27 protein-coding genes are annotated in these 25,936 nt (G+C 36.0%); 15 read left to right on the top strand and 12 right to left on the bottom strand.

Features of this window, described 5'->3' with window-relative positions:
- Positions 1-5 precede the first annotated feature (5 nt).
- Positions 6-551 (top strand): GAF domain-containing protein, encoded by a 546-nt coding sequence (locus tag B5D82_RS19175; RefSeq protein WP_081154020.1) that lies wholly within the window; start codon positions 6-8, stop codon positions 549-551.
- Between the two features lie 75 nt (positions 552-626).
- On the opposite strand, the gene B5D82_RS19180 is transcribed toward B5D82_RS19175, so the two are convergent.
- Both B5D82_RS19180 and B5D82_RS19185 read right to left on the bottom strand, forming a co-directional pair.
- Positions 627-1,379, bottom strand: coding sequence for a lipoprotein intramolecular transacylase Lit (locus tag B5D82_RS19180; protein ID WP_081154022.1), 753 nt, complete (start codon positions 1,377-1,379; stop codon positions 627-629).
- A 738-nt stretch (positions 1,380-2,117) separates the two neighbouring features.
- Positions 2,118-4,250, bottom strand: a complete 2,133-nt coding sequence (locus B5D82_RS19185; protein ID WP_081154024.1) for a DUF5011 domain-containing protein — start codon at positions 4,248-4,250, stop codon at positions 2,118-2,120.
- A 913-nt stretch (positions 4,251-5,163) separates the two neighbouring features.
- Here B5D82_RS19185 and B5D82_RS19190 point away from each other — a divergent pair.
- Together B5D82_RS19190 and B5D82_RS19195 are read left to right on the top strand one after the other, a co-directional pair.
- On the top strand, positions 5,164-5,634 hold the full coding sequence (locus B5D82_RS19190; RefSeq protein WP_081154026.1) for a hypothetical protein: 471 nt from the start codon (positions 5,164-5,166) through the stop codon (positions 5,632-5,634).
- Positions 5,635-5,812: 178 nt separating this feature from the next.
- The gene (locus B5D82_RS19195; protein WP_081154028.1) at positions 5,813-6,301 is read left to right on the top strand and encodes a YchJ family protein; all 489 of its coding nucleotides are present in this window, start codon (positions 5,813-5,815) and stop codon (positions 6,299-6,301) included.
- On the opposite strand, the gene B5D82_RS19200 is transcribed toward B5D82_RS19195, so the two are convergent.
- The 3 genes from B5D82_RS19200 to B5D82_RS19210 form a co-directional block, all read right to left on the bottom strand.
- Positions 6,298-6,831 (bottom strand): VC2046/SO_2500 family protein, encoded by a 534-nt coding sequence (locus tag B5D82_RS19200; RefSeq protein ID WP_245807519.1) that lies wholly within the window; start codon positions 6,829-6,831, stop codon positions 6,298-6,300. The two genes, B5D82_RS19195 and B5D82_RS19200, sit on opposite strands and share 4 nt — an antisense overlap.
- Before the next feature lie 123 nt (positions 6,832-6,954).
- On the bottom strand, positions 6,955-8,247 hold the full coding sequence (locus B5D82_RS19205; protein ID WP_081154032.1) for an ATP-binding protein: 1,293 nt from the start codon (positions 8,245-8,247) through the stop codon (positions 6,955-6,957).
- 76 nt (positions 8,248-8,323) lie between these two features.
- Positions 8,324-9,040 carry a response regulator gene (locus B5D82_RS19210; protein ID WP_081154034.1) on the bottom strand — a complete coding sequence of 239 codons (717 nt, stop codon included), beginning with the start codon at positions 9,038-9,040 and terminating at the stop codon, positions 8,324-8,326.
- Between the two features lie 377 nt (positions 9,041-9,417).
- Here B5D82_RS19210 and B5D82_RS19215 point away from each other — a divergent pair, with 377 nt between their 5' ends.
- The 3 genes from B5D82_RS19215 to rlmA all read left to right on the top strand — a co-directional run bounded on the left by B5D82_RS19215 (position 9,418) and on the right by rlmA (position 12,650).
- Positions 9,418-10,677: an MFS transporter gene (locus tag B5D82_RS19215; protein WP_081154036.1), complete on the top strand. Its 1,260-nt coding sequence runs from the start codon at positions 9,418-9,420 to the stop codon at positions 10,675-10,677.
- Between the two features lie 270 nt (positions 10,678-10,947).
- A complete protein-coding gene (gene xthA, locus B5D82_RS19220; RefSeq protein ID WP_081154037.1) occupies positions 10,948-11,757 on the top strand; it encodes an exodeoxyribonuclease III in 810 nt (269 codons plus the stop codon).
- Between the two features lie 68 nt (positions 11,758-11,825).
- Positions 11,826-12,650, top strand: coding sequence for a 23S rRNA (guanine(745)-N(1))-methyltransferase (gene rlmA / locus B5D82_RS19225; protein ID WP_081154039.1), 825 nt, complete (start codon positions 11,826-11,828; stop codon positions 12,648-12,650).
- A 64-nt stretch (positions 12,651-12,714) separates the two neighbouring features.
- Here the strand turns inward: rlmA and yfbV are convergent, their stop codons facing one another.
- Positions 12,715-13,146 (bottom strand): terminus macrodomain insulation protein YfbV, encoded by a 432-nt coding sequence (gene yfbV / locus B5D82_RS19230; RefSeq protein ID WP_081154041.1) that lies wholly within the window; start codon positions 13,144-13,146, stop codon positions 12,715-12,717.
- A gap of 903 nt (positions 13,147-14,049) precedes the next feature.
- Here yfbV and B5D82_RS19235 point away from each other — a divergent pair.
- From B5D82_RS19235 to B5D82_RS19255, 5 genes are all read left to right on the top strand, one after another.
- Entirely contained in the window at positions 14,050-14,430 is a 381-nt protein-coding gene (locus tag B5D82_RS19235) for an ACT domain-containing protein (RefSeq protein WP_081154043.1), read from the top strand.
- A gap of 13 nt (positions 14,431-14,443) precedes the next feature.
- A complete protein-coding gene (locus tag B5D82_RS19240) occupies positions 14,444-14,788 on the top strand; it encodes an ArsC family reductase (RefSeq protein ID WP_081154045.1) in 345 nt (114 codons plus the stop codon).
- 14 nt (positions 14,789-14,802) lie between these two features.
- Positions 14,803-15,951: a succinyl-diaminopimelate desuccinylase gene (dapE, locus tag B5D82_RS19245; protein WP_081154047.1), complete on the top strand. Its 1,149-nt coding sequence runs from the start codon at positions 14,803-14,805 to the stop codon at positions 15,949-15,951.
- 1 nt (position 15,952) lies between these two features.
- Positions 15,953-16,630 (top strand): M15 family metallopeptidase, encoded by a 678-nt coding sequence (locus B5D82_RS19250; protein WP_245807520.1) that lies wholly within the window; start codon positions 15,953-15,955, stop codon positions 16,628-16,630.
- Positions 16,631-16,747: 117 nt separating this feature from the next.
- Positions 16,748-16,978: a hypothetical protein gene (locus tag B5D82_RS19255; protein ID WP_081154049.1), complete on the top strand. Its 231-nt coding sequence runs from the start codon at positions 16,748-16,750 to the stop codon at positions 16,976-16,978.
- 51 nt (positions 16,979-17,029) lie between these two features.
- Here the strand turns inward: B5D82_RS19255 and bamC are convergent, their stop codons facing one another.
- The 3 genes from bamC to B5D82_RS19270 form a co-directional block, all read right to left on the bottom strand.
- Positions 17,030-18,115 carry an outer membrane protein assembly factor BamC gene (gene bamC / locus B5D82_RS19260; protein ID WP_081154051.1) on the bottom strand — a complete coding sequence of 362 codons (1,086 nt, stop codon included), beginning with the start codon at positions 18,113-18,115 and terminating at the stop codon, positions 17,030-17,032.
- 753 nt (positions 18,116-18,868) lie between these two features.
- Positions 18,869-19,084 carry a hypothetical protein gene (locus B5D82_RS19265; protein WP_081154053.1) on the bottom strand — a complete coding sequence of 72 codons (216 nt, stop codon included), beginning with the start codon at positions 19,082-19,084 and terminating at the stop codon, positions 18,869-18,871.
- 99 nt (positions 19,085-19,183) lie between these two features.
- Positions 19,184-19,423, bottom strand: coding sequence for a CDGSH iron-sulfur domain-containing protein (locus tag B5D82_RS19270; protein WP_081154055.1), 240 nt, complete (start codon positions 19,421-19,423; stop codon positions 19,184-19,186).
- Positions 19,424-19,776: 353 nt separating this feature from the next.
- On the opposite strand from B5D82_RS19270, the gene B5D82_RS19275 reads away from it, so the two are divergent.
- Both B5D82_RS19275 and bcp read left to right on the top strand, forming a co-directional pair.
- Positions 19,777-20,307, top strand: a complete 531-nt coding sequence (locus tag B5D82_RS19275; protein WP_081154057.1) for a glycine cleavage system transcriptional repressor — start codon at positions 19,777-19,779, stop codon at positions 20,305-20,307.
- Positions 20,308-20,474: 167 nt separating this feature from the next.
- Positions 20,475-20,945 carry a thioredoxin-dependent thiol peroxidase gene (bcp, locus tag B5D82_RS19280; RefSeq protein WP_081154060.1) on the top strand — a complete coding sequence of 157 codons (471 nt, stop codon included), beginning with the start codon at positions 20,475-20,477 and terminating at the stop codon, positions 20,943-20,945.
- A gap of 161 nt (positions 20,946-21,106) precedes the next feature.
- Here bcp and cobA read toward each other — a convergent pair whose 3' ends face one another.
- From cobA to B5D82_RS19295, 3 genes are all read right to left on the bottom strand, one after another.
- Positions 21,107-21,937: a uroporphyrinogen-III C-methyltransferase gene (gene cobA / locus B5D82_RS19285; RefSeq protein ID WP_081154062.1), complete on the bottom strand. Its 831-nt coding sequence runs from the start codon at positions 21,935-21,937 to the stop codon at positions 21,107-21,109.
- Between the two features lie 471 nt (positions 21,938-22,408).
- Complete coding sequence (locus tag B5D82_RS19290; protein ID WP_081154063.1) at positions 22,409-23,482, bottom strand: AI-2E family transporter; 1,074 nt, start codon at positions 23,480-23,482, stop codon at positions 22,409-22,411.
- Positions 23,483-23,487: 5 nt separating this feature from the next.
- Positions 23,488-23,712: a sulfurtransferase TusA family protein gene (locus B5D82_RS19295; RefSeq protein WP_081154065.1), complete on the bottom strand. Its 225-nt coding sequence runs from the start codon at positions 23,710-23,712 to the stop codon at positions 23,488-23,490.
- A 117-nt stretch (positions 23,713-23,829) separates the two neighbouring features.
- Here B5D82_RS19295 and B5D82_RS19300 point away from each other — a divergent pair, with 117 nt between their 5' ends.
- Together B5D82_RS19300 and bepA are read left to right on the top strand one after the other, a co-directional pair.
- Positions 23,830-24,420 (top strand): hypothetical protein, encoded by a 591-nt coding sequence (locus B5D82_RS19300; RefSeq protein WP_081154067.1) that lies wholly within the window; start codon positions 23,830-23,832, stop codon positions 24,418-24,420.
- Between the two features lie 43 nt (positions 24,421-24,463).
- The gene (gene bepA, locus B5D82_RS19305; protein ID WP_081154069.1) at positions 24,464-25,921 is read left to right on the top strand and encodes a beta-barrel assembly-enhancing protease; all 1,458 of its coding nucleotides are present in this window, start codon (positions 24,464-24,466) and stop codon (positions 25,919-25,921) included.
- The last annotated feature ends 15 nt before the right edge of the window (positions 25,922-25,936 follow it).

The following is a 25,936-nucleotide window of genomic DNA, read 5'->3' on the forward strand; positions in this document are numbered from 1 at the left end:
ACCTTATGGAAATATTATCAAGTCTTTCAGTTTATTTAAGTAACCCGCGTACCTCTTTAAATAAGAAACTATTAAAGATTTGCACAACCATTAAAGCTGCTATTCCTGAATGTGATCGTGTAAGTATTTGGCTATTCTGTAGCGACTATTCTGAAATGCTTACATTGATGTGTGTCGACGAAAAAGGTCAACAGTCGATAGGTGAACATCTAATTGCAAGTGATTATAAAGATTACTTTATTCATATTATAGAGAATGAGTTTTTAGTTGCTTCCGATGCAAGAGAAAATGAGATATCAAAATGTTTTAACAATGGCTATTTTAAAGCACACGACATCCGCTCTTTATTGGATATTACTTTCAAAAAAGACTTTATTCCTTTAGGTATAATTTGCTGTGAACGCACAGGTGATACAACAGAGTGGCAACCAGAAGATATTAAAATACTTAAAAGCATTTCTGTAAAGGCATCGCTATTTATTAGTGATAATGTTTCCGATACTTATGCTAGTAAATCCAAAGAAGGTATAATTAAACTGCTAAATAGTTAATTTTATTTATGAACAATTAACCCTAAATAAATATGTTATTCAAGCGGTTATAAATCACATATATTCTGTAAAAAATCACCTTCTAACTTGGTAACGACTTAAAGCCGCATCAATAATTCCGGCTAATATCAAAGCGACTAAAAGTAACTGGCCGGCAATGGCAGCAAAAATATCAGGCGCTTTCATTAAAGTTGACATCAGCGAGTCTTCGTAATAAAAAAACCATTGATGATCGCCAGGAAATATCACAGTGTGCAAATAATAGAATATGTGTGTAAAGCCCCATACTCCCAGCATAGAAACCACCAACAAAACCAAACAGACTAACGATACTAACTTTTGTTTTCCTGTTGGCATTCTCCTTATTGAACTGAGGCTTAATAGCTTTAGCTTACCAAAATATAATAGTAAAAAACTGAACATAAAAGTTAAATTAAACCACCAAATAGATTCGACATTATCGAGTAAATTAGCAACATCTTGTAGGTGTTGCACTTCACTTTTAGTTAATAATTTTTTTACTCCAGCCTGTTGACTTACATAACTAATATCGACTAAACCATCACCGTGTTTGTGAATAGATTGAACAATATCGGCAAACTTTGTTACATGTAATTTAATATCATTAACCGGAAAGTCACGTTTACCTTGCGTATTCTTAGGCACATTGGTGCTAATCACCTCATTAATTTGTAATGTGGAATACCAAAAGCCGTATAGAAAGTTAGTTGCTTTACTCGCTTGCCAACTTATACCTAAAGAAAAAATGAGTAATGTTAAAGCAAAAATACACCAAATACATTGTCGAATGAATACATGTTTAAACATGGAGATTATGAAGCCTTTTTGATCATTGAGCGGAAAATTTTGTCCATCTAACTTGATAAATATGCATGCCCTTTACCGAGAAATTGGTGTTCGAATAACTCAATATTATAGTAATGCTAAAGCACATAATAACAGTAGCATAACCCAATAAAAGAAAACTGAATTCATTAAATATTTCTTACATATATTTATCACAAACCATGGTCAATTGTATTATTTCAATACAAAACACATGCATTAGTGACAACTGGATAATTACATCAGTTTAGCCACCCAATTACATCAAAACTGCAAGTCATTATCATCCAATATTACCACCAAATGACATCTGCTGTAGCCACTGAATTACATTAGATTTTCCGCTAATAAATAAGTTCACTTTGTGCATAGCTATCATCAGGATTTGCGTAAATAACGTCAGTTGATCCGACAAATCAGTCATTGGGGATTAGGGTAACTGGCTTAAAGACAAAAACTTCACAAATCCGACCTGATTTAGCCTTGAATTCACTACAAACAATAGTCCGCTTGGCCACCACAGCGGTCACTCAAACTTTAAATAATAAGGGCGGGAAATACGACAATTGCGGTCATAAATAAACATAAGTAAAGCTTGTATTCCCCCAATTTCACCAATTTCACCAATGTTGGTTGCAAACGCATTGTTTAGGAAGAGTTACGCAAAAGACATAAAAAAACCGTCAATCACGACGGCTTTGACATACAGTTAAGTATTTCCTACATACATAGTCCCCAATTAATACCATCATCACTACATTCTGTGGTGCGTGTATTATCTTCATGTTTCGTTATACGAACCCATTCATTGTCATTATTCGTATCAATCTGAACATCACTAGTTGTTTTGCGTTTACGCCAGTAACTCGCATCAATCTCTACAGCAGAATCAAATTCATAAGGAAGTGTATTCATATACGTAAACACATCAGTAGGGTCGAGAGCATCTGCTTTATCAACAACATTTATCCACGTCGATAACTCGTTAAAACTATCTTTATCATCACGGAAGAAAAATACGCCGAAGTAGTTATGATCGTCTACTGAGTAACTGACTCTAAACGACCTTTCATCAGGGGAATCTATAGCATCAGGAATACAAGTTTCAATTGTCGGGTGATTCGCTGATGGTATCGAGTTGCTGATCTCGTATGTAATATCGTAGTTTTTAAGTATGACTCTTTCAATTACCCCACAACGATAAGTTAAGTTATCGTTGACATAAATATCATTCCTAATACTCAATACACCATTGTAATTTTGATCGCCCCAAGAAGAATCTACTCTTTCAAGCTTCGATAAAACATAATCAACTTGATCTAAAGCGCCTGTATCTTTTAATTTAACATCCTCGATCAATGTTTTATTCTCAAGAAATATAATCTCATCTCTATACCAGGCATGGTCTAAATTGTATAGCTCATCATTTTCTTTGCTCTGGTAAACGACAACACGAACTTCAGTTGCATTAGGGTATTGCTCATTCAAATCCAACGTATATTTGTAAGCGGCCTTTAAGCCTTTAACTATCTCTTGAGCGGCAACATACGCAAAAGAATTATCATCTAAGATGAAATCAGCAAACATTTGCTCTTCGGACAAATTATAATGAGTAACAGCATTTAAAATAACACTTTCAACAACTGCTTTAATTTCATTGCGCAAAGCAATGTCGTCCATTAAATCTGAGCAACTAAGGTTACCTTTACCACTTCCTTGTAGCTTGCTTCGTAATAAGCCCCAAATACTCGACGTTAATGGTGAAATATGACGCAACTCATCATCAGATAACGTATCTATTGATGGTGGCAAGGCCATTTGGTAAGCGTCAGTTACGATTCCAGTGTCAGCATCTACAGCTCCCACAGGCACATCAACATATATAGTAGAGTATGGTAGGCACTGTTTCTGCTCTTCAGTAAACTCAAAGCTATAATCGCCCGCTTCGCCAGATAGAGTAGAAGGCTCAGTTTGTTCATCAAATTTGCCATTCCCGTTATAATCTAACCAAACAGTTGCACCTAATACATAACCATCAATAACTTTACCTGCAATGGTTGTGAGCTTTTCAATAACCGTCACGGCTCTAGTGACAGAAGATGAATTACCAGAGCTATCAGTCGCTGTATAAGTTAATTGATATGAGCCAATAGTAGATGTGCTCACCTCTCCATCAACGATAACGGATACATCACCATCGACATTGTCTAGTGCTGTCGCACCTGCATCAACATACACCTCACCAAACTCAACTGTGACTTCAGTATCACCTGTTAGGGTTATTACAGGGGCGATAGTATCAACCACATTAACCATTCTTGTAGCTGATGACGTATTGTCTGAATTGTCTGTTGCCGAATAAACTAATTCGTATACACCAATAATTGACGTATCTACCGCGCCATTAACCATCACAGTAATATCACCATCGGCATTATCTAGCGCTGTTGCTCCTACATCCTCAAACAAAGCCTCGAATTGAACCGTCATTAATGCTTCACCTGCCAATGTGATAACAGGAGCAACACTATCAACCACATTAATCGCTCTAGTTGCAGACGATGAATTACCAGAACTATCGGTCGCTGTGAAGGTTAATTTATATGAACCAACCGAAGATGTGTCCACCTCGCCATCAACGGTAACAGTTACATCACCATCAGCATTATCAATCGCAGCCGCACCTGCATCAACATAAGTGTCATCATATTGAACGGTGATTTGTGCATCACCTGCCAGTGTTATAACAGGGGCAATAGTATCAGTAACAACAGGAGTAGAGGATGAAGAATCACTCCCCCCCCCACAAGCAGAAAGAAGAGAGGCGAAAGCAAGGGTATAAAATAACCGCATAAATTTCCTTATAAAATATTTTATTGGAGCCACCTACGGCGGCAGAGTTTAAGTGCACTATAAACTAATAGAAAAAACAAGTCGTTATAACATTCTAACTCTATTAAAGCGATAAGTTTTTGCAGTGGTCAAAGGGGTCGTTGGTCACTATTTTATAGCAATAGTTACTTGAATTAATATTCCAATAATGTCGGCAATAGGTTCAAATATTCCAATAATAAATCAAATACCGACGGCAGCTTTGAGTTTAAACCAGCCCCACAAGTGGCAGAAAATTTTGGCTAATATTGCCCTAAATACGCCCCTGAATTTGCAAAGGCTTACTGTCCGCAATTTGGCTATCAGTTGTTCTAAAGAACAACTGATAGCTAACTTCGGCACTATAAAGCGCACAACGTGACCTTTAAATCTAGTGATTCCAACGACAGCAATAGGCTCCAAATGGCCCTTTCATATAATCAATCTAATGACTGCTTTATAAAGTTTCTTCATTTGTTAAGTGGCAACGCTGTATGTAATTGTATGGCCATAGTTGATGAAATTGGGTGGCAGCCACACGTTATTTTCCAATAACTTATTAGGGTTGAAAACAGCATAATAATTGAAGAAATTTAACGCTGAATATCTAATTGTCTTTTTGTCTTATAACAAATTATGTATTCCCTTTATCCCTAACACTAGTCAATTTTAGAATATGGCTGTAATACCATTTATTAGCTAGGTCGACTCTAGACGAAGGAAACAGCGCTAAACAGGTTATTCTTTAATTAATAACGCTGTAATAAAATTTTTGACGCAGAATAACGAGTGGGATAAATATAAATCACATGCAACAGAAATAGATCAAATAATACTTGAAATAACAGCTCAATCGATATACTGTATGTTTATACAGTATATCGAGGTTGGTACTATGATTAACATCAATAAAATAGATTTAGAACTAAATAACAGTAGCTTAGCTATAAATAACGCTGTAGAAAGTCCGCGTGAAATAAGTTTATCTTCTACATGGTGTAATATAGTACCTGTGAATAGTCCTTATGACTTATCTGAAAAATACCAAGATATTTGTCAAAATCATCATGATGATAACAAATGGATTTTAATGATTAATCCTGAAAACAATTCACTAGAACAACTCTCTAGTATGGGTAAAATTAATCCTGAAAAAATACTAAGAGTTAATGCAAATAAGGTTAATGTCAGCCTAGAGCATATTAAAAATACGTTATTAAAGGGTACTTGTTCAGCGATGATTTTGTCAGATACTAATTATAATGAAGCTCAACTAAGAGAAATATCGCGTTGTGCTGCTTTAGGAAAAACCCACTGTATTTTATTACAAAAAACAGATTCTCAACAAACCAAGCAACTTCATTAATTCACTAAATTAGTTCAATGGGAGTATGCTAGCAATAGGTTAATCTGTAGATATTAATAGTATCCGCATTGCGGTTATCAATAGGGCAAAAAAAAGGCCTGAAAAAGCTATAAATGATTAAACCATACTGGTGGTCATGATAAACTAGCTAAAATTTTAATAGCAATAGCCTATTTACATGTTATGTCCATGCGGCTCAGAACAAGCCTATACTGAATGTTGCCAACCATTTGTAATGGCAAGTAAACCCGTTAATTCCCCCGAACAACTAATGCGTTCACGCTACTCTGCCTATGCAAGTAAACAAGCAGAGTATATTTACCTCACTTATGCAAAGTCTAGCCAAGTTGAGCAATCAGTTGAAGATATTGCACAATGGGCTGCACAAACAACATGGTTAAAGTTAATTATTCACTATGCCAGTGATCATCAAAAAAATTTAGCTCGCAATGAGAATGCTCAAGTAGAGTTTTCCGCCTTTTATCAGCACAACGGTCAAATTTGGCAAATGCGAGAAATATCTAATTTTGTGATGGAAGATGGTAAGTGGCGATATCTTGATGGTGATGTCTCAGATAGCAAATTGTGTAATAAGCCCAAAAGAAATGAACTTTGTTTTTGTGGCAGTAATAAAAAGTTTAAGCAATGTTGTGCAAAGAATTTTTAGGCAACAGCATTCATTAATGGCGCTTTCACAATCGTTGTTTGTACTGCAGCTAACCAAGCCTGAGCATTAAAATCAGCCCTTTGTTGTGTTTTTTCAATTGATTTATCTTGGTGTTTTTGTTGGCAATACAAACTTGTATTAGTCATAACAGACTGACTTATATGTTTGGCATCGTCACGAAATACTAAAGGTTTAGGGTTAAGCGAGTTAGTTAACCGTAGATGTTCTAACTGCTGTAATTCTATTAAGCTGGCCTGATTATACATACTTATATCTTCAACGTTATTTAACGCGATAGGCGCTTCTTTGGGTAATTGAAAATATTTTCGTAGTTGCGCTGATGTCGTGATTTTTTCAGCAGTTTGTGAAAGTGGTAACTTGAATTGGCTATGCGCTCTAACATCGTCTGTTAGCATAGCGAGTAGAAGAGAAAAATCAGCACGACGATCATGTTGAACACTTTCGCTAAGCTGCTCGCCTAACTGAAGTTCATGAACAAGTATGTCGTTTGATAAAGCGTCTAGTGTCAAAATAATCTACTGTTTTACTGCTGATAATATTACTATCGGCAGCGTAATAAATTACTTTAATATTTCAGATAACTAATAATTAATTTTTACAATAATTACAATCTGTTGGACAATTTTTGTGCACTAAGCAATAACATGCTTAATTGGCCAACTTAATATAAAAGTCGCTCCGCCATGTTCACTGTCAACAACGGAAGCACTACCGCCATGCCATTCCATAATCCGGCATACAATGGCTAGACCTAAACCAAAGCCACCTGTTTCTCGGTTACGAGATGTATCACCGCGAGAAAAAGCGTCAAATATAGTACATTTAAAGTCATCAGACACTCCTTCACCATTATCAGTAACTTTTATTTGACAGTGATCATCTTTTTGCATGATGGTGATGTCTATTTCACCTTTACCGTATTTTATAGCATTTGAAATGTAATTATTTAAAGCTCGTCCGATAAATTGACGGTCAGCCTGAACGCTAACATCTCCAAGCATATTAATAATATTAAAATTTTGATCAAATTGTTGATAATTACTGACCTGCTTTTCAACAATTTCAACCAATGACTCTTCATTGAAGTTCAGTTCTGGTCTGTCACTATCGAAACTAGCATAAATCAACATTTCATTAATTAATTGCTCTAACTCACAAATATCTTTGCTAATAGCGGTGCGATATTTTTCTTGTTTAGCTTTATCATCGGTGCAGCCTAACATTTGCAAGGCAAATTTAGTGCGCGCCAAAGGGGTACGTAATTCATGTGCAACCGCAGTTGATAACTCTTTATGAGCATCAATTAAACGCTTGATTCTACTGGCCATAGTATTAAATGCAGTTACCATGGGCTCAGTCATCTTAGAACTTGCTTTGGGTGCTACAACATCAAAACTTTCTTGACCAAAGTCGATGGCTGTTTTTCTTAATTGATCCAAGTCACGAGATAGAGGCCGTAACCAAAAAAACAATATACAAGCTAAACATGCTAACAGAATAACGCGAATTAATGCTTCTACTCTAGGCCTAGTAGGCATTTTAGCTGGTCCTAAAACAATCACCGTGCCAGCACTGTTAATTCTGTGATGAATTTCTACGGCGTCATTATCATAATATATATGGGTATTATCTTCTTTAATAACGTCATTACGTTGATGGCTAATTATTTTTTCTTGTTGCTCTGACATTAACTTTAACGGTAACTGCCATTGCTTTGCAGCACCAGATATTATCTCTTGCCATTCATTTTCTGGATGTTTTTCTAAATAATTAGAAAGCGATAACAACATGCTTTTATAGCCAGTATAGGATTCAATATCTTGTTCAAGATATGAACTCCACACTTCATCTAGCATCCAGGAGAATACGATAAAAATAGAGATAATAAGAAAATATAAGCTGAAGAATGAGCGACCAAGTTTCATCAAAATGCCTAAAAAGAGAGGAGAATTACTGATGAGATGGCGTAGCAGCCCATCAGCTTACACAATGTAATAATGATTAACTCCACGCATCTGGAACAAATAGATAACCTTGTCCCCAGATGGTTTTAATACGAAAAGGTGTTTCATTACTATCATGCAATTTTTTACGTAAGCGCGATATACGAACATCAACACTTCTATCCATGCCATCGTACTCACGACCAACAACCGCTTTATAAATATAATCACGATTTTGTACTTCGCCTGAGCGACTAGCTAATAACCAAAGTAAATCAAATTCTTGGCTAGTAAGGTCTACATTTTTTCCATGCAATGTCACTTGTCTAGAGCCACGGCTAATATGTAGTTCTCCACAATCAATTTCAGCGTTTTCTTTACCTTCAGAAGGCAGTTGACCACGGCGTAATAGCGCATTTACACGCGCTAATAGTACTCTTGGCTCTACTGGCTTAATGACATAGTCATCAGCACCAATTTCTAAACCTAGTACTTGATCAAAGTCAGTACCTTTCGCTGTAAGCATTAAAATCGGGCCTTTGTAGCCAGGTCGTAAGTCTTTACATACCGCAAAACCATCTTTACCCGGTAGCATAATGTCTAAAATTATTAAGTCTGGCACGAATTTATCAACTCGTTTTTCGACCGTATCTCCTCTGAATTCTTGCTTAACGTGATAGCCTTCACTTTCTAAAAACTCAGCGACTAAATCCGACAACTGGCGATCATCCTCAACGAGTAATATCTTCTTAACTGACAATTTACTATCTGACATTAACTTGCTCCTACTTTGTTACGCTGCATTAACAGCATTTCATGGTTGTATTATCAACACGGTTCAATGTATACGCTAGCTAATAAATAACAACCATTGAAAGTATGAATGACTCTAATATTTATAAGCTTAAAATGTTTATGGTAAATTAACAACGCCATGTACAAGGTGTTACGGCAATAGCACAACTTATTACCCCGTGATTACACTTAATTACAATAGGCGTAACAATCTGATTTTATAGTTTTTTTACAATAAAAAGCACAAAAATACAATATAAGTGTGCTGATAAAAATACAAATTTTTACTTAGTTGCGAATACAAATTATTATACAATTCATTTGCCTTCTTCTCTTTGTAAAATCTAAATATTTGTTATGACCATTCACGCCGCTAAAATAAAAAAAACGATTATAAAAAGATCAAATCTAGAAGAGTTAAAAGCAAAAAAATCTCTATATTCTGTCATGCTTGTCGTGCTATTTAGCAGTGCGGGCATCGCCTTACCCTACCCGATATTAGCACCTATTTTTCTTAATGAAATTAGCCCGTTAACTACCTTCTATGACTTACCCAGCAAAATATTACTGGGTATTATTCTGGCTATATATCCTTTAGGTGTTATTTTAGGAAGCTCAGTGCTCGGCGCTGCATCAGGCATTTATGGTCGAAAGAAAACCTTAATCATCACGTTAGTATTAACTTCCATTAGTTATGTATTATCGGCTTTAGCCGTTATCTCTGAGAGCTTCCTGCTGCTTATTTTAGCGCGATTTCTTACCGGTGTTTTCTCTGGCAACATTAGTATAGCCAAAGCAGTCGCGGTAGATTTATCACCAACGCTTGATAAAACTTACACCTTTAACCTTGTTAATGCTACGGGTTATTTAGGTTGGTTACTTGGCCCTTTAGCCGGTGGATTACTTGCAGTATATGGCTTAGAAACCGTTTTCTATTTCGCAGCCGTTGCCATAATTATTGCTCTCATCAGTGTTGCATGTTTACTACATGCTGATGCCATTAACCCAACTATTAGCAAGATAAAATTTTCACAACTGTTTAGTAAACAAAACTCATTCGCCCTACTGTCCAATGATAAAATTAGACGTATCTTTATCATTTATTTACTGGCCACACTCGGTTTAAATGCCTATTACGAGTTTTATCCCGTTTGGTTAGTTGAGAAATTTGATTTCAACAGCCCTGACATCGGCTATATCACGGTAGTGTTAACTTTGTTTATGACCATAACCAGTGTCTTTTTTGTTAAAAAATTAAAATATTTACTAGGACTGAAATTTGGCGCTATTGTAGGAATGCTATTAATGGCTGCGTTATTTAGTTTGCACCCATTACTAACAGAAAATAATGTTTGGCCCATCTATGCCATAACAGGCATAGCTATAGCAATTTTTAATGGTTTATTACCGGTGTATATTTCTGAGCAATATAGCGATATTGAACAAGGTCAACTTATGGGGTTGATCACCACCACATTTAGTGTTGCTAATGTACTCATGGCACTTATCGGTAGCCTATTAGCATTGTTTGGTGCCCATTGGGCAATATTATTTGGTGCAGTTTTACTTATCATAGCCTCTGTCGACTTTCACTTTAGCCAAGAAGATATTCGATAAGTGCGATTAGCCCTATTTTAACGCTATTTTTTCATAGGTAGTTCTGCTATTAGTTAACAACCATCGCGAAAATAAAACCAATATAGATAGGGTACCTATACACTTTTAATAACTATTTTAAACTTTCTTCAAGTGCTGATTAATCTTCTAAATAAAAAGGTCTTATTCTATAGTAAACCTCGCCCTTATTGCTGAATTTCATCGTAATATGACTACTGCTAATGCATGAGTTCTGGTAGCATAAGCGCAAAATAATTATCGAGCTTTTAAATGAAAATCATCTCCTTTAACATTAATGGTCTGCGTGCACGTTTACATCAGTTGCAGGCAATTATAGACAAACATCAACCTGATATTATTGGCCTACAAGAAATTAAAGTGCATGACGAAGTTTTCCCGTTGGCTGATGTTGAAGCCATGGGCTATCACGTATATTTTCATGGCCAAAAAGCACATTATGGCGTTGCTATGTTGTGTAAAAAAGCGGCTGATGTTGTCACAAAAGGTTTTCCGTCTGATGATGACGAAGCTCAGAAACGTATGATCATGGTGCAAACAACCGACGAGAATGGTGAAAAAATAACGGTATTAAATGGTTACTTTCCACAAGGTGACAATATTGCCCATGAAACTAAATACCCTTACAAGCGCCAGTTTTATAAAGATTTAATGCAATACTTAAATGATAACCATACGCCTGATGAAAATGTTGTTGTTATGGGAGATATTAATATTTCACCTACTGATTTAGACATAGGTATTGGTGAGCCAAATAAAAAGCGTTGGTTAAAAACGGGAAAATGTAGCTTTCAGCCAGAAGAAAGAGAATGGTTAGCTACGCTAATGAATTGGGGCTTTACTGATACCTTTAGAGCCTTACACCCGACCCGTGAAGAAAGATATTCCTGGTTTGATTATCGTTCTCGCGGCTTTGATGATAATCGGGGTTTACGTATTGATGTGGTGCTAGCAACTGAGAAGCTTGCTAAACGTTGTATAGAGTCCGATGTTGACTATGAACTTAGAGGCATCGAAAAGCCTTCTGATCACGCTCCTATCTGGTCTACGTTTAGTAAGTAAAAGTTTTCTAACATACAACTTAAAGGGCTTATGCCCTTTTCTTTTTTAAAAACATAGTATTAATAATTATGACTATAGCTGACTATGCTTGCCCTTTATGTAGTTTACCACTGCTCAATCAAGCGAAGATTTTTCGCTGTGAAAATAATCATAGCTTTGATCTTGCGAAAGAAAACTATTTAAATTTACTGCCCGTACAATTTAAACATTCAAAAAATCCCGGTGATAACAAGGCAATGGTAAATGCTAGACGGGCATTTTTAGAAAAAGGGTATTATCAACCCCTTGTGGACAGGTTGGTCGCTTTATATCAGGAAAAAATAATTACTGATGCCGATAAACCCACTATTGTGCTTGATGCTGGTTGTGGCGAAGGGTTTTATACTCATCAACATAAAACTGCTGAAAATACGGTTTACGGTGTTGATATTGCTAAAGAAGCAATAAAAAAAGCCGGTAAGAAATACCCTCAATGTCACTTTAGTGTTGCGACATTATCAAAGTTACCTTTTGCCGAGAGTTTGTTTTCTTGGATAGTATCGGTTTATGCGCCAATTTTAGAACAGGAATTCACGCGAGTTTTATCCAATGGTGGCTTTTTGTTAACAGTTACACCAGCGAAACAGCATTTAATGCAACTAAAACAGCATATTTATGACGACGCTAAAGAACATGATGTAGAAAAATTACCCATTGCACATTTAGCACTGGTACATCAAGAAAATATCTCTTATCAAATGCACTTAAAAACCGGTCAAGACACGCTAAATTTACTGGCTATGACCCCTTTTGCTTTTAAGGCGAGTGAAGAGGTTAAGCAAAAATTATCAAATCAAACTGACTTTATCTGTCAGGCTGACTTTCTTATCCGCCTTTATCAAAAACAGGGCTAAAAAAAATGCGATACATATTTACTGTATCGCACTATTTTAATAACTCTCAACAAGGTTATTTCTGTTAAGACGTTTTGTAACGGTTTTGATAAGTTAAGTTCAATAATTGAGCTAGGTCTAAGTAGCGTGGTCGTTGAGTTGAAAGTTTAATCTCACCACCACTTTGATTAACGCGAGCAACACTTTCTTTGTACCAATTTTCTAGAGCTGGAGGCAGAAATTTATCAGCTTTCATTCCCATAAAAATCATTGCTTGTAATGGAAAACTTAAAATACAAAGGGTATATAGCAGTGCTTGCGGTAAAACAGCCATGCTACCAAAATACACCTGCATAATTAAACAAAATAGCGCCAAGCCTGGCATAATTTTACATACCAAACGACTGATTTTTACCGCTTGATACTCAGCAAAGTATTCACCGAGCTCTGCGCGGGTCGGCCATAAATTCATATATTTTCGGCCAAGTAATATAATTTCTAATATAGATAACTTCATAATCGATACACTACAACAGAGGTTAATCAAAAGATAGCACAAACTTGTTACCCATTCGTACTGCAGATCTGCTAAGAGGACCGCTATTGCTGATATTTTATTGCATAACAGCAATATTTCAATCACTTATTAGTCAAGTCGTTGCAATCGTGACATTACTTAAATATTAAAATTAAACTATCAAGGGTAATGCACTATTCTATTTATTGGGGGGAATATTAGCATAGCTATTAATTAATTAACTGGCCTACCTTAGCAGGAGGAAAACGGCTAAATATCTTTTACCCCATAAAAATGATCAGATAATTTATGCTCTTAATATTAGCATAGCTTCAGCTGCTAAGAGTTAATTACGTGTTATAAACTCATCCTACTCATCAGGCTTTGATTCAGTTATATACAGGAGCTATACATTGGGTGCAATTTGTACACATTAGTAGTCATCCAACAAAAATATCAATATATAGCAAGATTTCCCCTATGAATAAGTTAATCTTTAGCAGCTTTATTCATTAGTACTACATTTTCCTAACTTATCTATCAGCTTTTGTATATATTTTTATACCGGTATTTTTTAACCACCTAATTAAATACCTATAAAACATGTAGTTATGCACTTAAACAATAGTTGCACACAATGATATCCACAGGTTATGTGGATATCATTAAATGCACAATATTAACACTAGTACAATTAATCCACGCTATAAGCCCTTCTAGACATAGGAATACGCTTGCTTGATAGCAATAATCAAATTAGTACACAGTAAACACAGGTTAACCAGTTAAAAACTATAGTCTTCGGCCTCTAGGGCACAATACGGTAATAGTTTAACCGCTAGAGTTAATGCTCATTAAACGCTATAGTAGCGACATTAACATCTAAATAAACTAAGTTGATTTATGAGTATTTTGACCCTGCGCCGTTTATCGGAAACATTTTCTATTCATAGTTTACGACGTGAAAGCTTAATACCCGATGTAGTATTTAATGCACCAATTTTCTTCTTAGCAAAAACCTATGACGAAATTTCAATTGTTTTACCAGAGCACATTGAAATTGATAGTGAAGAAGCTGAACATGGCTGGCAAGCATTTGAAGTAGTTGGACCCCTCGACTTTACCTTAACCGGTATTATGTCGAACATATCAACGGTCTTAGCAAATGAAAATATCAGTATTTTTGCTATTTCGACTTTTGATACCGACTACGTTTTAGTAAAATCAGATAAATTTGAAGCTGCAAAAACTGCACTTATAAACCATAACTATCAAGTGATATAACTCAGGAAATATAATGACAATACTGTATGGCATTAAAAACTGCGATAGCGTAAAAAAAGCAAAAAAATGGTTAGAGCAAGAAAATATCCCTTACCAATTCCACGACTTTCGAACTGATGGTTTCAGCTCTTCATTATTAGAAGAATTTACAAACTCTGTGGATTTAAGTGCTTTGTTAAATAAGCGCAGTACTACTTTTCGTAATTTATCTGAAGACATTAAAAACAACCTGACCGATGAAGTGATGACCGAGGCTATTTTAGCGCAACCCACATTAATAAAACGCCCGCTACTTAAGCATAACCAAGCATTTTTGGTTGGCTTTAAAGATAGTCAATATCAAGAAACTTTGCTTTAGGTACACGTATCATTATGAAAAAACATAGTAATTGCACTATTTCATTAGCCCAAGCGTTGATTGAACGCCCTTCTGTTACCCCTGAAGACTTCGGCTGTCAGCAACTAATGTCTGAGCGTTTAGCCAAGTTAGGTTTTAATAATGAAAGTATGGTATTTGAAGATACCACCAATTTATGGTCTCGACGAGGTAACTCAGGGCCAGTATTTTGTTTTGCTGGCCACACAGACGTTGTGCCAGCAGGAAATTTAGAGAGCTGGAAAACCCCACCTTTTGATCCTGTTATTGCTGACGGTATGCTTTATGGCCGTGGTGCTGCTGATATGAAAGGAAGCTTAGCTGCAATGATAGTAGCAACAGAACGTTTTGTTGCTGATCACCCTAACCATTCAGGCTCAATTGCATTTTTGATCACAAGTGATGAAGAAGGCCCATTTATAAATGGCACTACCCGTGTTATTGATACGCTCGAAGCACGAAATGAAAAAATTGATTACTGTATAGTTGGTGAGCCTTCTAGTACAAGCAAGCTGGGTGACGTTGTAAAAAATGGCCGTCGTGGTTCAATATCTGGTGAATTAACTATTCATGGGAAGCAAGGCCATGTTGCGTATCCTGATCACGTCATTAACCCCATTCATAAAGCCATGCCCGCTTTAGGCGCGTTGAGTGAATTGCATTGGGATAATGGTAATGAATATTTTCCGCCGACAAGCTTTCAATTATCTAACATTCAATCCGGCACTGGCGCTACCAATGTGGTTCCAGGGCATTTAACTGCACTGTTTAATTTACGTTATAGCACTGAATTAATAGCAGAAATGATCGTTGATAAAGTTGAAGCATTATTAACACAGCATCAACTAGACTTTGACATTAACTGGGTATTTAACGGCCAACCATTCATTACTGAGCCAAGCACGTTGGTTGACTCTGTCGTTCAAGCCATTAAAACTTGCTGTAATATAACACCAGAGCTTTCTACCAGCGGTGGCACGTCAGACGGAAGATTTATTGCACCAACTGGCGCACAAGTTGTAGAGCTTGGTCCTTGTAATGCCACTATTCATCAAGTTAATGAATGTGTTGCTGTACAAGACTTGATTTTATTGACCGATGTCTACTATCAAACCTTGGTTAATGCTTTAATCAATGATGCGTAAAATGACTGAACTTGAGCTAATATTAACGGGAAAAACTGAAAATCATATTCATTGGTTAACCGATAACATTGGCATTCATCATGAAATGTTGTCGGCATTTACGCAACTACAACTCGCCGCACAAAACGCAGGTATAGCGCTAACAATAGCTAGTGGCTTTCGCAGTTTTGAACGACAATTATCGATTTGGCAAAATAAGTTTTCGGGTATTACCGCCATCAAAAATGCCTCGAATCAAATAGTAGCGATTGATCAAGTCAGTGAACGTGAAAAGATACACGCTATTATGTTATTCTCTGCGCTGCCAGGTGCTAGTCGCCACCATTGGGGCTGCGACATTGACGTTTATGCAAAAAATTTATTACCTGCAGAGCAATCTTTAGCCCTAGAACCATGGGAATACCAAGCTTCAGGACACTTCTATCCGTTAACGGTTTGGCTTGCTGAACATGCAAAAGCGTTTGGTTTCTTTTTGCCTTACGATAAGTTTCGCGGTGGTGTTGCTCAAGAGCCTTGGCACCTTTCATACATGCCATTATCTCAACACTATCAACAAGCATATACTGAAGCACTTTTGGCTGAAACATTACTCAATAGTGAAATTAAAGGTAAAGACTTACTTCTTGCGTTATTACCAGAGCTTTATCAACGTTATATTGTCAATATAGCCAATAATTAAACGCGTTCGAGTGACTGCAATTAGCCGTGCTGCAGAAAGCATTATAATGTGATTAGTAGAAGGTTTAATTAAAGATACTGTTGATATTGTTTATACATTTATTCGGAGTTTTAATTTATGTTCAGCATATTAAATGAAGCTTGGGTCGCCCCAACTATCGTTATTATTGCATTAGTTATTTTAATAGGTAATTTAAGTACTTTTCAAAAAAGTGCTAAAACACCATTACGTAAAAAAAGCTTGAACGACTTAAAAGAAACCATACCAAGAACGCAAAAGTCGCCTCATAAAATGCCAACAGTAACCAAAGATACTGTTCATAGTCATAAAACAAAAAACTCCGATTAACGGAGTTTTTTTATGCAACAATACAAGCTAAAGCAATAGTTATTTTAAAGACTAAAAAACATCTTTAAATGACAAACCGGCTTCCATTACGTCAAATATTTTCTCTAAAGTCGCTTCAGGTAAAGCACTACCTTCTTCGTCATATAGAGTAACTGAAGATTTATCGGCCACTTTCTCTACTTGAAATTGGTACTTACCATTTGGTAGTTCGACTACCGGTAGGCTGTCACCCCAAATGCTATTCCAAAAACTCGCTTCAGGTTTAATGTAATCAACATAATAAATTTTAGTTGTCTCATTTAAATCTGTGATACTAAAGCCATGATCTTCAAAAAATAACGGTAGGTTAGACCATAATAAATCTACATCAATTTCTACAATATAAGCAGCTTCACCAGAAACGTTCTCACCTAAACTAACAAAAGTTTGATTAGCACGTAGTAAACGATTTTCTTGCTGTTTTAAACGATATTGAAAATCAACTTGCGCTATAATTTCATTAAGCATGTTCATTTCAGCGCGTTGCTGATCAATAATATCGATACGCTTACTGCCGCCTATCTGATCTGTTTTCAGGTAATCAAGCAATTCAACAACTAATGAAACGCTTCGGCCATGAGATTTACTTTCAAGTGTATAGCGATACCGAATACTCTCAGAAATTGCTATTGATTTAAAAGGCCATGTGCCTGTTTCTACTTCTTTGTTATACCAGTCTGATTCAAAAACCAAACCAGCTTCATCTGTTTGTTTTAATTCAATATTATCTGTCGCTAACTGACTTTCTAGTGCTTTGGTAATAAAACCTTTAAGGTCTTCATTTTCGAGCACTTGATCAAACCACACTTTAGAAGTCGACGTGGTGTTTTCTGTTCGCGTTGACGCCGCGATAGGTAAAACAAGTGATGGTGCACGCACATCAACATCTGCACCAATGGGGCCTTCATGGTTTATTTCATCAGTTACAAAATAGGTGTTAACTTGTTTAGGTTTAGCTAAACCTGCAGGTATTTTTAACGCTGTTGCTTCTTTTTGTTCCGCGTATTCAAAATCGCCTACCGCTTGCTTATTATTTACAGTACCGCAGCTAGCCACTGCGACACTTAATAATGAAAAATAAAATATCTTGCGATTCATTAACACTCCCGAGGATACAAATCTGAATCTTTCTAAATTTAATTTTGCTTGTTTAGTATTTATAAGTAACATTTTTAGTCTTTACGACACACTAAAAGTCTAATGTCGTAAAGTTCAAGCAATACATCTATAACGCCGTTTTGATTACTGAATCAGGGCTAAGTTCCCTAAACTCATCTCTTTTATTTAAAAGCCGCTAAATTAAAGGAAATAGCGCTAAATTGAGCAGCGCACCATGGTACTTGCCTGAAAATACAAACACAAGATATTGAGGCATATTTATCTTAAAAAGAGCGAAATAATCCAATATTTTAATCGTAACTTTATCGGAAAGTTACTCTTATAGGTTTTCTATGGAAGAGTTTGTCTGCTGTCTGAATTTGCTTTAAATTTTTTAGCCTTATCAATAGTAACTTTCAAAGTCAAAGCAAGCTCACTTATGTTTTGTTCGTTTCATCTGTTCAAAATAACAACAGCATTGTTTTGAACAATGCCTTATTAAAATAAATGCCATATCTGTTGTTAGTACACCTGCATATAAAATAGCACAGTGAATTTACAAAATAGTTAACACATCGCTATATCTGAAGTGAAGCCATAAAGAAGGCATCTCAACAACGAGTTAATGTAAATTTTTTAAATAATTTACGGCTTGATAAACAGGTGAGTAATTGAATTAATAATATTAACTATCAAACGATAGTTAATATTATTATGACCATCTTAAAGAGGAAAAGCCTAGTTATTTAAATATCACTTTGATTCTAAGCGATATTTTTCTTGGTTACGTGAGACCTTAAAAGCTTTATTGATTGCCGATAACATGGTGCTAAACATTACAGCGAAAATAATAGCTTCATTAGAAAAAAGTCGAATACCGGGATATTTATCGAATAATACCGTTATTGAAATTGAAACGACAAATCCGATCAACGAATATATAAGCCAGACCTTTACGGGTGAATTCATATTTTATACTTCCTTGTTATAAAACCTTTAGATAAAGGTAGTTGATTAAAAATAAAAATGTAAATAATCAACTATCCAAGGTGCCGTTTATTGTTAATGTTAAGATTTTTTATGACTGCCATCACACATTGGCTGATTATTGGTTGATTTACAGCCACAAAAATATACTTTAGTGGACTCTTTGGCGGTATATTTCACAGGAGTAAATTCAGAACCTTTATGTGAACCATCACAAAATGGCTGGTTTTCACTTTGCCCACATGCACACCAGAAATAAGTTTTTTCTGCCTCTACCTCAATGCCATATGGAGTGTCTGATGCTCTTACTGGTTTACTCATAGGTATTCTCCGTAGTTAGTTTTCTAGATATTGTTTTCTAGATATTGTTTTCTAGATATTGTTTTCTAGATATTGTTTTCTAGATAATAAATTTAAATTTGCTAACGTCTGAATTCAGCTTAGCAATAATTCACCAAGAGCCAAGTAACTATTTCATCTTTTGGTATTTTAGTGGTTTGGTTATATGATTTTTCGCATAGTAAAAATGGGTATTAACTCTGCGAACACCTTTTTACCGTGTTAATTAAATTTCGCTTATTGCTAAGTTTAATTAACCCTGCGCCACTGACGTTAGCTTTAGCCCTATAACTTACGTTATAATAGCGTTTTTAATATCTCAGCTAGGTTAATTGATGAGCGAATATTTAGTTTTAACGGCCATGGGGCCAGATCGCAAAGGTAGTGTCAGTGACTTAACCAAACTAGCCAGCGAATGTGGTTGTAATATTTTAGACAGTAGAATGGCAATATTTGGCTTAGAATTTACGCTAATCATGCTACTGATGGGGACGAATAAAGCTATTCATCAATTAGAAAGTAAGCTACCCGCTGTGGCGCATAAACTTGAACTTATTACCATGATGAAAAGAACTTCAGGTTATCGCGATCAAGATTTTGTCCATCATTACCAAGTTGATTATGCTGGTATAGATCAACCTGGTGTTTTGAAATCCGTGACAGCATTTTTTGCCACACGCAATATTGATATATCGTCATTAAAGTCTGAAATTAATCAGAAGAGTAATCACATGAGTGCCTCAATTTTAATTGCGCTGATGGAAGAAACCAGTATCGAACAACTTGAAAGCGACTTCTTAGAATTGTGTGAACAATTTGACGTACAGGGCTGTATTAAAAAAGTTCAATCAAACCAGCTAGATTAACTTATTGAACAACTTTCAATGAAGATAAATATTAAAATTCAAGGTATTAAAGAAACTAATCGATAGCTATCAAGTTTACGCGAGATGAATACATTTATTATTTAGACCAATAGAAGTTATAACGTTAATTAATCTTATTTTTATTATATTTATTTTAGAGGGATACAATGAACACATTAGTTGTAGGCGATAACGCGCCACTTTTCACATTAAAAGATGAAAATGACCAAGACATTAAACTTGCAGATTTTATCGGAAAAAAACAAGTATTAGTCTATTTCTATCCTAAAGCAATGACACCGGGTTGTACTGTGCAAGCACAAGGGCTTCGCGACAGTAAATCAGCTTTAGATAGCTTAAATACTCAAGTATTTGGTATTAGTCCAGATGAGCCAAAAAAGTTAGCTAAATTTTGTGTGCGCGACGAACTTAACTTTAGCTTATTGTCAGACCCTGATCATAGTGTTGCTGATGCATTTGGTGTGTGGGGCTTAAAGAAATTTATGGGCCGTGAATACGATGGTATTCACCGTTTGAGCTTTTTAATTGGTCTTGATGGTAAAATTAGCCATGTGTTTAACAAGTTTAAAACCAAAGATCATCACGAAGTTGTTCTAGATGTACTTAACAAGCTTTAATTACAGCACTATTACTGCTTAAAAAAGTAATTAAATAGCAAAAAGGCTTAACAATTAATTTGTTAAGCCTTTTTATTTGCAAGATGCACATGACGCCGCTGTTACTTGCACATGAAAGCGTGCCGATATACCCGTAACTAGTACGGATAAATTAAAATATATTAACCGACTTCTGCTGCAAGCTGAATTGGCTGCTGATAATTTTTTGCATCTAAAAATCCAGGCTTTGCTAAAGCAGTATCTGTTAACTGATTCACAACATCACCTATGACAATTAAGGTAGGCGGTGTTATTTTATGCTCTGCAACTAAATCAGCAAGTGTCGATATTTTACCACGAAAAATTTGTTGTTCAGGCTGTGTGCCTTTGCGAATTAAAGCTGCAGGCGTATTAGCGTCGCGACCATGTTTGATTAACTGCTCTGTAATACTTGGCAAGGTATTAATTCCCATATAAAACACAACCGTTTGACTACTAGAACTTAAACTTTGCCATGGTAGATTAAGTTGTCCATCGTTTTGCATATGCCCCGTTATAAACGTACAACCTTGTGCCACACCTCGGTGTGTTAAAGGAATACCGGCATAAGTGGTGCAGCCAGATGCGGCCGTAATACCCGGACAAAGATGACAGCTAACACCATTTTTTAATAAATATTCAGCTTCTTCACCGCCACGACCAAATATAAACGGGTCACCGCCTTTAAGTCGCAATACTCTTCTACCTTGTTGTGCATATTGCAGTAACAATTCATTAATTTTATCTTGTGGAACACAATGTTTGGCCTGCTCTTTACCAACATACAAACGCTCACAGTCGTCAGGTAAAAGCGCCATAATTTCATCGCTAACTAAACGGTCATAAATGGCAACATCTGCCTGCTCAATAAAGCGCAGAGCACGTATAGTCAATAATTCTGCGTCACCGGGACCTGAGCCAACTAGTGCTACTTCACCAGGTTGTAAAATAGATTTTCTATTTACGTTTTTCAAAAGCTTTATACTCTATTGATTTTTATCAGAAAAAGCATCGTAATATACGACATCCCCTACCACGGTTATTCTATTATAGAATAAAAAGACCTAGCCTTATAAAATTTTATTCGATAACTTAGTGCGAATTAACCTAAGTTATTTTATTTACACTCTAATCAAACAAATATGGCTTAAGGGTTCAATAAAAAGGACGTGATAAAAGGGATATACGCGATAAGTTGTTGGTCAAAATAGGAGGACATTAAATTAAGTAACAAAACCTGGCTAACCCAGTTAGTGAGAAGAAGGCATAGGCTTAGCGTAGATATTTAGAATAGTCGCGGCTAAAAGCTAAAAATGTAAACTTGATAATATCCCAAACTAATCATTAAACGTTCAAGCAAAGTATTATTAAAGCAGTTTAATAAAATCAAAAATATAAGCCCATAAAACCAGGCTTATATTTATTCCTAGGCGGTATAAAAATCACTAAATGTCAGTGATGCCCTCACCTTGAGTTGTTGTTGACCAAGCATTAAGCACAGCCTTAACAAGCGTAGCTAATGGAATAGCAAAAAATACGCCCCAAAAGCCCCATAATCCGCCAAACAATATTACCGCTATAATAATAGTTACCGGGTGTAAATTTACCGCTTCAGAAAACAATAAAGGGACTAACAAATTACCATCTAGCGCTTGGATAATACCGTACGCTATCATCACGTAGCCAAATTCAGCGCTAGTCCCAAATTGAAATAAGGCCACAAGCAAAACAGGTAAGGTTACAATCGTCGCACCGACATAAGGTACTAATACCGATAATCCCACTAATACGCCTAGTAATACCGGGTAATTAAGGCCCAAAACAATAAATGCGATGGTTGATGCCGTACCAATTATAATAATTTCAATTAATTTACCGCGAATATAATTCATAATTTGTTGGTTCATTTCACTACCAACTTGTTTTGCCATTCGGCGATCTTTAGGCAAAAATTTGCGTAAACTATCAAAAAGCACACTTTTATCTTTTAGAAAGAAAAATACCATTAACGGTACTAAAATCAGATATATCAACAGTGCAACAACATTAGAAATTGAGCCAAGAGACGCTTTCAGGGCCATTTGCCCCCATTCAATAAGCTTATCATTGACTAAAGTAATAACATGGCCAATTTGCTCGGCACTAACTAACTCAGGGTACTGCTCTGGCAACGCTAATAAATAGGTATGCCCTTTCCCAACCATTTGCGGAACTTCTTGCAGTAAATTACTACTTTGTTGCCATATAACCGGCATAAGGCCCAAAATACCTATTAAGCTTAACCCCACAAAAGCTGAGACCACGATCACTACGGATAAACCACGAGATAGCCCGAGCTGCGAGAGTTTATTCACCGGTAAATCTAATAAAAAAGCAATTGCCACAGCAACAAATACGGGCATTAATAAACTACTAAAAAAGTAAACGAACAAAAAAGTACAAATTAAAATAACCATTAAGGTTACCGCACTTGGATCTGAAAAATTTCTTTTGTACCAATCGCTAAACAGTGAAACCATAATATTTACTTTTCCATTCTTATCTTTAATTCAACAATATATTTATCAACATTACGCTGTTCAAAATAAAATCCTTTTTTGATTAACAATTTAGGAATATCTCTTTTAGAACCATTATCGCAAATGCGTATTAAACAACTATCAATCGGTGTTAACTTTCTGAGTAACAAGCGTAAATTTACCAAAGGTACTGGGCATTTATCTTGAGTGGCATCGTATTCGTAAATCATAAATAAAATATGCGTAGAGCTTTAGTTTGATTATCTAATTTGCGACAATTGATTACAATGACAATTGTAAATTCTTTTGATGTATTTTTAATAATTTAAAGGGGTTAAAGAGATTAAATGAGCGAGCTTTCTGATAATCCGAGTCTTAAAGAGATATACGCCTACAAAAAAAAGATAAACTGGGGTGATATCCCCTCTATTTATCAATTAGCGTCAAATTCAATTAGTGAAATTGACGGTATTTTATCGCACGGTTTTAATAATGCATTTACACAGTTGCTAGACCAAAGTAATTGGAATGTAAATTTTAAAACGTCAGAAAGCGATATAGTTGGCAAGGTAACAACACCTAAGCCGAAGATTTCGCTGTATCATAATATTAATGAACAACATTATGAGTTACATTGTTATCCAGTAATCAATAATGAGTCAGTGCTTGAAGCACAGTATAATAACCCACGTTGTTCATTTATAGAATGGACACCACAAACAATGCAAATATTGTTTAGATTGAACTCATTGATACCTTTTATTGTCTACACCCTTCAAAAGGGAGATATAGCAGATTATGCCCTTATTCGTTATGCCAACCAGCGTGTTGATGAGTTGATTACCTTGCTAAGCCAATCCTTTGACATTACTGATATCAAAGGATTTTCAATTGCTGATTTTTGTAAAGAAGTTTATCGTAAACACTCACAATCTTAATCATCTGGTCGCGTAATACACTTGAATATATGGAAAAATAAATTTGTTTAAATTAAAGCCGCTTATTGTTGCACTTGCCATTACCTCTTCAATCACAAGCAGTGTATTTGCCGCGAACAAAGAAACCAACAAAAATAAATTACCCGAAATAGGCTCAGCGGGTGTCAGTGTGTTGTCTATCGAAAAAGAACGCCAAATTGGTGGCGAAATGATGCGGCAAATTCGCGCGACTCAACCGATATTAAATGACCCCGTATTAACCGAATATATCAACGACCTGGGCAACCGCATGGTACGCAACGCCAAAGACGTTAACTATAGTTTTGAATTTTTTGTCATACGTAATCAAGAATTAAATGCTTTTGCCTTTTTTGGTGGTCACATTGCCATTCACAGTGGCTTGATCACGACCGCAAGTACTGAAAGTGAACTGGCTTCGGTTGTCGCACACGAAATATCTCATGTCACCCAACGCCATTTGGCAAGAAGACTAGAATCACAAAACAGATCACAACCGTTAACTATGGCCGCTATGGTGTCTAGCGTTTTGCTAACGTTAATAAACCCTACTGTTGGCATGGCAGCCCTCAGTACAACAATGGCGGCATCACAACAAGCTAGCATTAACTACACCCGAGGAAATGAACAAGAAGCTGATAGAGTTGGCATTATGTTACTGGTTAATAGTGGTTTTAATCCACAAGGTGCGCCTGACTTTTTCAGCAAAATGGCAGAAAAATACCGCTATACATCAAAACCACCCGCCATGTTATTAACGCATCCTTTACCTGAATCTAGAATTTCAGATGCCCGAATAAGAGCACATAACTTTTCACCTCGGCCACTCGCACCAAGCTTGCAATTCGAGTTAGCTAAAGCCCGCATAATGGCAAGGTATGAAGGCAATGCTAAAGATAACATTATTAACTTTAAGCAAAGTTTAGAGAAACAGAACTATGCCATTGAAGCAGCGGCAAAATACGGTCTTGCGCTCTCACATTATGAAGCTAAAAACTATCAAACGGCTATCAATCAACTTGAAGCCTTATTACGCGACGACAACCGGAATCTCTTTTATGTTGACGCCCTAACCGATGCCTATATTGCGATAAAAGCTTTCGACAAAGCCATCGCTATGCTTGGCGAGTTAAATTTGTTAATGCCTAATAACCAAGTGGTAACATTAAACCTCGCCAACGTATTAAATGAAGCAGAGCAATATAGTAAAGCAGAAATACTATTACAAAATTTCTTGGTACTCAGCCCCAAAAACTTTATTGCCAATGATTTATTAACCGAAGTATATAGAAAACAAGATAAGAAGGCCCTGATGCATGCCAGCAAAGCCGAAGTGTATGCGTTATTTGGCGCTTACCCAAAAGCCGTTGATGAATTACAAACAGCTTATAACTTTGTTGAAGAAAACCCGTTATTACAAAAACGCATGAAAGGCCGGATATTACAATTACAAGAACAGCAAGAAAAGCTTAAGCGTCTTTAAAAAATCAGTTAAAAT

Origin of the sequence: Cognaticolwellia beringensis (genome assembly GCF_002076895.1) — a bacterium.
Taxonomy (GTDB): Bacteria; Pseudomonadota; Gammaproteobacteria; order Enterobacterales; family Alteromonadaceae; genus Cognaticolwellia; species Cognaticolwellia beringensis.